The 1,994-nt window shown below is 60.6% G+C and carries 3 protein-coding genes; 2 read left to right on the top strand and 1 reads right to left on the bottom strand.

Translation table 11 applies throughout. The features are described from left to right. Window positions 1–288, top strand: a 288-nt coding sequence (locus ACRESD_RS25945) for a hypothetical protein (protein ID WP_431753515.1), incomplete at its 5' end; no start/stop codon positions are given. Between the two features lie 131 nt (window positions 289–419). Here ACRESD_RS25945 and ACRESD_RS25940 read toward each other — a convergent pair. Beyond that, window positions 420–860: a GlcG/HbpS family heme-binding protein gene (locus tag ACRESD_RS25940; protein WP_431753514.1), complete on the bottom strand. Its 441-nt coding sequence runs from the start codon at window positions 858–860 to the stop codon at window positions 420–422. A gap of 256 nt (window positions 861–1,116) precedes the next feature. Between ACRESD_RS25940 and ACRESD_RS25935 the strand changes: the two genes are divergently transcribed. Beyond that, the coding region (locus tag ACRESD_RS25935) for a thiamine pyrophosphate-binding protein (protein ID WP_431753513.1) at window positions 1,117–1,994 on the top strand (878 nt) is incomplete at its 3' end.

Below are 1,994 nucleotides of genomic sequence, written 5' to 3'. Positions count from 1 at the left end.
AGTGGTTTGGCGGGGGAACAGTTTGCGTTGCCGGAAGCGATTCCGCTGCTGCGGGAAGTTCGGCGGCGGCCTCACGATGGAAGCTTGATTGCCGTGTGTGGGGCGGATCCGCTGAACCTGGTCGGTACGCTGCTGCCGGGTAGCAAGGTGCCGGCGTTGAGCGGTAATCGGCTGGTGTACCGGGATGGTTTGCCGGCGGCGGTGGAGATTGCCGGCAAGCAGCAGGTGTTGCTGGAGTTGGATCAGCAGGAGGCCGGGTTGGTGCGGGAAAAACTGATCAGACACTGACTTGTTCAGTGCCCGTAATGACGCCTTCGCGAGCAAGCCCGCTCCCACATTTGACCGAGTTTCAACTTTGGAATGCAGTCAAGTGTGGGAACGGGCTTGCTCGCGAAGAGGCCCTACCAGTCACCCAAAAATCAAGCCGACACCCCCGCATCCGCCAACAACCCTACCCCCTCGATCGCCGTAATCGCGCACTGTTCGTCAATATCCGACGTATCCCCGCTGATCCCTATCGCCCCCAGCACCACGCCTTGCTGATTTCGAATCAACACGCCACCCGGCGCCGGCACCACGCTGCCCTGCCCCAGGCTGTTCAACGCTGCGATAAACGCCGGGCGCTGCTGGGCGTCCAACGCCAGCAAACGTGAGCCCTTGCCCATGGCAATGGCGCCCCAGGCCTTGCCGATGGCGATCTGCGGGCGCAGCAGGCTCGCGCCGTCTTCCCGTTGCAGGGTGATCAAGTGCCCGCCGCTGTCGAGCACCGCGATGGTCAGCGGCGCCGCTGAAATGGTGCGCCCTGCGGTCAGGGCCTGGCTGGCCAGTTGGGTGGCGAGTTTCAAGGTTAAAGCGCTCATGGTGCCGTCCTTCTTTTGTTATTGGGAAAGCGGTGGAGGTCTGAAACATCAGATGCTCGATCAAACAAATAGAACACAATGATATTTATTTTTGTATACAATATTTTCAAACAAAGTCCCCACATGTCGGAAAAAGCCGTTCAGACGAACGCAAAGGCAGGTTTATAAAATGCATTGACCTGCGCAGCTCGCCGTGAATACACTTTGACCACTCACCACTTGTATACAATTACAAAACGCAAGAGGCACCAAAACCATGAGCAAAATGAGAGCAATCGAAGCCGCCGTTCTGGTGATGCGTCGTGAAGGCGTAGATACCGCCTTCGGTATCCCGGGCGCCGCGATCAACCCGCTGTATTCGGCCTTGCAGAAGGTCGGTGGCATCGATCACGTCCTTGCTCGCCACGTTGAAGGCGCCTCGCACATGGCCGAGGGCTACACCCGCACCAAGGCTGGCAATATCGGCGTGTGCATCGGCACGTCGGGCCCGGCGGGCACCGACATGGTCACCGGCTTGTACAGCGCCTCGGCCGACTCAATCCCGATCCTGTGCATCACCGGTCAGGCACCGCGTGCCCGTATGCACAAGGAAGACTTCCAGGCCGTCGATATCACCAGCATCGTCAAGCCGGTGACCAAGTGGGCGACCACCGTTCTTGAACCCGGCCAAGTGCCGTATGCGTTCCAGAAGGCCTTCTATGAAATGCGCTCCGGCCGCCCAGGCCCGGTGCTGATCGACCTGCCGTTCGACGTGCAGATGGCCGAGATCGAATTCGACATCGACGCCTACCAGCCCCTGCCCCTGGCCAAGCCACTGGCTACCCGCGTGCAGGTAGAGAAGGCGCTGGCCCTGCTGGACCAGGCTGAACGCCCACTGCTGGTGAGCGGTGGCGGCGTGATCAACGCCGACGCCAGCGAGCTGCTGGTTGAATTTGCAGAACTCACGGGTATCCCAGTGATCCCGACCCTGATGGGCTGGGGCACTATCCCGGACGATCACCCGCAGATGGTGGGCATGGTCGGCCTGCAAACCTCGCACCGCTATGGCAACGCGACCCTGCTCAAGTCGGACGTGGTGCTGGGCATCGGTAACCGCTGGGCCAACCGCCATACCGGGTCGGTGGAGGTGTACAC

This window comes from Pseudomonas sp. (assembly GCF_050739995.1).
Taxonomy (GTDB): Bacteria; Pseudomonadota; Gammaproteobacteria; order Pseudomonadales; family Pseudomonadaceae; genus Aquipseudomonas.
This window is presented reverse-complemented; position numbering and strand designations above follow the sequence as displayed.

Bases quoted from the DNA above. Each gene is read 5' to 3' on its own strand.
- ACRESD_RS25940 (WP_431753514.1), bottom strand. From the start codon at position 860: ATGAGCGCTTTAACCTTGAAACTCGCCACCCAACTGGCCAGCCAGGCC.